The organism is Microcoleus sp. B3-A4 (assembly GCF_036705385.1).
Lineage (GTDB): Bacteria > Cyanobacteriota > Cyanobacteriia > Cyanobacteriales > Microcoleaceae > Microcoleus.
The window spans coordinates 1-4,152 of the sequence record NZ_JAUBUI010000164.1; the positions used below are offsets into that span (position 1 = coordinate 1).

Below are 4,152 nucleotides of genomic sequence, written 5' to 3' on the forward strand. Positions count from 1 at the left end.
GGTTTAACAAACTTTCACTGGTGGCCTCAAGTTCCAGTTGCTGCTTAATTATGGGTAAGCACCCGGACATGATATCACTTGTAGTTCAGCGCGTTTGTTTCCTCGCCGAACTCCGCTCTTAGCTTGAGCTTCCTGATACCATTCTTTCATCCTTTGCCGTACGGTGTTGAATTTTTCTTGGTTCAGTGTGGCAATGAACTGGGACAGTCTTGTCAGGCTACTCGATTGCGTCATTACCATCCCAAAACTCCAAGTTGCTAGCCCTGATGCTTGAGGTAGGGTTAGCTCTGGCAGATGATAGCTGACAATGCTCATCCACTGTTTCAGGTAGTGATTTTTCAGCATAAGTCTCAAAGCTAGATGGTGGGCTGACCCGTCCAGTCTCTATATCTGTTGTTCCTCTTCATTGTAAAAAACCTACACTTGTAAGCCCCAGGTCACCCAGTCAAGTGGCAACCCTTATGCGGTCTACTTTAGAGGCCTCTTTGTCACCCCCCCAGAACCAGACCCAGATTCCATCAGCCATTACACAAATGGTGAGCGTGCTGGTGGTAGCTGGGTTTTGTTCGCCATCATAAACGGAGTAAGTAACCCGGAGTGGGTATTATAGATTTGTGTGCTAGTTGCAAGAAAATATGGACGTATTTGCGACTTATAAAACCACTTTGGACTTAATTTGGGCTTAATTTTTGTTTAAGTCCCGCTAGAAGTACGATCGCCCTTGGGCCTCTATTCCAAAAGCCGAATAACAAAATCCCCGACTTCTTTAAGAAGTCGGGGATTTAACCGCGATCGCATTTTAGGTTAGGCGTTTCGCCTGTTTTTACGCCAACACTGGCACGGGTTGCGGCCAACGACCCATGACTTTACCAATCACCGCCAATTCTTCCATCAACTTGTCGAACTGATCCGGTGTTAAAGATTGCGGTCCGTCAGACAAAGCTTTTTTGGGATTCGGGTGCACTTCAATCATCAGCGAATCAGTACCAGAGGCGATCGAAGCAAACGCCATTGACGGTACAAACTGCGCCCAACCGGTGCCGTGACTAGGGTCAACCATAATCGGTAAGTGAGTCAGAGTCCGCAATACTGGCACTGCCGACAAATCTAGCGTATTGCGTGTATATTGCCTGTCATAGCCGCGAATTCCGCGCTCGCACAAAATCACGTTCGGATTGCCAGAAGCCATGATATACTCAGCAGCCATCAACCATTCTTCAATGGTGGCGGAGATGCCGCGCTTCAGCAAAACGGGTTTATCTTGAGCTCCGACTTTCTTCAACAGTGAGAAATTCTGCATATTTCTCGCCCCGACTTGGATCACGTCGGCTACTTCCACGATCGCACTTAAGTCGGCCGCATCCATAACTTCTGTGATAATTCCCAAACCGCTAGCTTCCCGGGCCGCCGCTAGCAATCCCAAAGCACTCTCGCCGTGGCCTTGGAAAGCGTAGGGGGAAGTTCTCGGTTTGTACGCCCCACCACGGAGAAAATGAGCTCCAGCAGCTTTGACGCGCATTGCCGTTTCCACAATCATTTCTTCGTTTTCGACCGAGCAAGGGCCTGCTACGATCGCGATCGGGTGATGCAAGCCGATCATCACAGTTCCTAAAGGAGTAGCAACTTCTACTGTGCTGGCTTCTCCTTGGCGGTACTCGATAGAAGCGCGTTTGTAGGGTTTTTCCACGCGCAGCACTTCTTCAATCCAGGTGCTCATTTCGCGCAGTTGCAGAGGTTCGAGCTCGGCGGTGTCGCCTACCAAACCCATGACAACTTTGTAACGGCCGACGATTTTTTCTGGTATCAAACCCCAGTTAGTGCGGAGGTCTTCGTCTAGTCGATCGATCTCGGCTTCTGGAGTGCCGGCTTTCATTACAATAATCATATTTTTTTTGCCTTTTTAGTTGGGCTAGAAACGGATGATGACTCTGATGCACTGAGAAAAATAGATGCAATGGCGATCGAGAATCTATTTATATCAGTATTATTAGCATTGTTGTGGGGCGGGTTCTTGTTCCCTCCCCAAATACAAACTCTAGATGGTTAACATTTTAGTTGTTAGCTAATGACTAATAACTAATAACTAATGACTAACTTTTTGGCTTGGCGGCGCGCCACGCTTCTCGCATCCGTCCAAAATTGGTATTAAATTCTTCCCACCCCAGAGTGCTTCCTGAAATTTCTTCATCCCAGGAAGCGGAGAGGACTCCGTAGCTTAATCCCAGAACGCCTAGACCAAAACAGCCCATGCTTACCAGCAATACTGCTGTGTTGGGCAGATCGAACAAGCCTTTGCTGACTACCAAATAGCTGACAAAAAATGTGCAAATTCCCAGGATTGTCGGTATGCCGCAGAATACCGCTATGCGAGATATCATGCGTTGGCTGACTACTTCTGGGATGGATTGCGACTGTTTTCCGGTTTTGTTAGCTTTTGGCTGCTTGTCGGCAGAATCCGGCTCTAAGGCTAGGCTTGCTTGGGGTTCTGGGGGCTTTTTAGGCGTTTTTTTACGATTTGTTGCCGGTTCAAAGGGCAAGCGCTTGCGGGGTGGTTCGGAGGACATATTTTATCTCTAACCTGAAATCTCGAACATTTTTCAATAAGTCTTGGTGTTTGTCCAAGATTAAAGAATATTGTCGCAAATTTTGGCTTTGGTGTTTAGCCGCGAATGCCTAGACGGGCAATCAATGCTTTGTAGCGATCGACATTTTCTCTTTGGATGTATGCCAGCAGGCGCTTGCGGCGGCTGATCATCATCATCAAACCGCGCCGGGAGGCGAAGTCTTTTTGGTTGATTTTCAGGTGGGCGCTGAGTTTTGTGATGCGATCGGTCAGCATGGCGACTTGGACATCTGCTGAGCCGGTATCGGTTTCATGGGTTTGGAAGTCGCCCATGATTTCTTGTTTGCGCTGTTGTGTAAGAGCCATGAATTGATTTTAGTTTTTTTTGTACGATTGTCACAATCTCCTATGTTATCACAGGGGAAGCATAACAACGATAAAATTTTTGCCAGGGATGGGTTTGTTGGCCCGGCGGAATTTGGGTTTTTATTCCCGGTTTCGGGATCGGGTAGGGGATTATCGGCTCAAATAGGCGATCGCCTCACGTATCCAATCATCGGCATTCGCTTTGGCGGACAAAGTGCTGTCTTGACTGAGGGTTTGCAGCGCTTGCAAGACTTCAGCCGCAGTGTACCCCATCGCCAGCAGGATCATCTCGACTTCTTCTTGAATAGCTGGGGGGACTCCGGCGGCGACTGAAGTTGTCAAACCTGCTTGCTGTCGCCATTCCGAGAGTTTGCTTTTGAGTTCCAGGGCGAGACGTTCTGCGGTTTTTGTACCCACGCCCGGAGTTTTGGCGAGGATGCGGGTGTTACCGCCGACGATCGCCTGGACTAAATCTTGTAATCCTAAAGTATCGAGAAGTGCGATCGCCAGTTGAGCACCCACACCGCTGACACTTGTCAACTGCCGAAACAAATCGCGTTCGGCCGCGCTGCCAAAACCGTACAAGACGATTTGGTCTTCTTTAACTTGCTGGTGGGTAAAAATTTGGGCGACTTCGCCGGATGCTGGCAATTGACCGGTCACGCGGGGCAAAATTTGGATTTCATAGCCAATTTGATTGACTTCCAGAGTCAATATGACGCGGTTGCTGCCTTTGGCGATATCGGCGACTGTGCCTTTGAGATAGCTAATCATAGGGTTAATAATACACCGCTATGGGCTTTCATCAAAATCGCCGATGATGCAGCAGATGGAGTTGAGGCTGATATCTGCGCGATTCCCTACCCTTCACCGAACCCCTGCGAAAAGATAGCTTCGCTTCAGGGATTTTGAGTATATGGTTAACAAAAGTACGATCGACGGCTATTCAACTTGAGCGATCGTGAGATCGTCTAAAATCTAAAATCTCAAATCGATCGATTCTCTCCCACACATCCGAGATTCATCTGGTTGTTCCGGCTTTGGCTTGCTGCAACGATCTTCTGAGACGGGCTTTTACTTCTGCAACTAAAGTATCGCTGGGGTCTTCTTCAGCTTCATCTGTAGGCTCCTGAAAAAGGACTATGATTCAATGGCACTGAAAAAGTGAACTCAAAAAAATCTGTAAGGCAATATATATATAGATCATTGCCTTACAAACACAA

General features: G+C 48.0%; 5 protein-coding genes. All 5 read right to left on the reverse strand.

The genetic code is table 11. The annotated features are described in order from the left end of the window. Window positions 1-48 precede the first annotated feature (48 nt). Window positions 49-345, reverse strand: a complete 297-nt coding sequence (locus QUB33_RS28760; protein ID WP_333357859.1) for a hypothetical protein — start codon at window positions 343-345, stop codon at window positions 49-51. Window positions 346-823: 478 nt separating this feature from the next. After that, window positions 824-1,885 (reverse strand): 3-deoxy-7-phosphoheptulonate synthase, encoded by a 1,062-nt coding sequence (gene aroF / locus QUB33_RS28765; RefSeq protein WP_333357862.1) that lies wholly within the window; start codon window positions 1,883-1,885, stop codon window positions 824-826. A gap of 205 nt (window positions 1,886-2,090) precedes the next feature. Further along, window positions 2,091-2,564: a PAM68 family protein gene (locus tag QUB33_RS28770; RefSeq protein ID WP_333357865.1), complete on the reverse strand. Its 474-nt coding sequence runs from the start codon at window positions 2,562-2,564 to the stop codon at window positions 2,091-2,093. 95 nt (window positions 2,565-2,659) lie between these two features. Beyond that, complete coding sequence (rpsO, locus tag QUB33_RS28775) at window positions 2,660-2,929, reverse strand: 30S ribosomal protein S15 (RefSeq protein ID WP_190661928.1); 270 nt, start codon at window positions 2,927-2,929, stop codon at window positions 2,660-2,662. 150 nt (window positions 2,930-3,079) lie between these two features. After that, a complete protein-coding gene (gene ruvA / locus QUB33_RS28780) occupies window positions 3,080-3,703 on the reverse strand; it encodes a Holliday junction branch migration protein RuvA (RefSeq protein ID WP_190661926.1) in 624 nt (207 codons plus the stop codon). Between the last annotated feature and the right edge of the window lie 449 nt (window positions 3,704-4,152).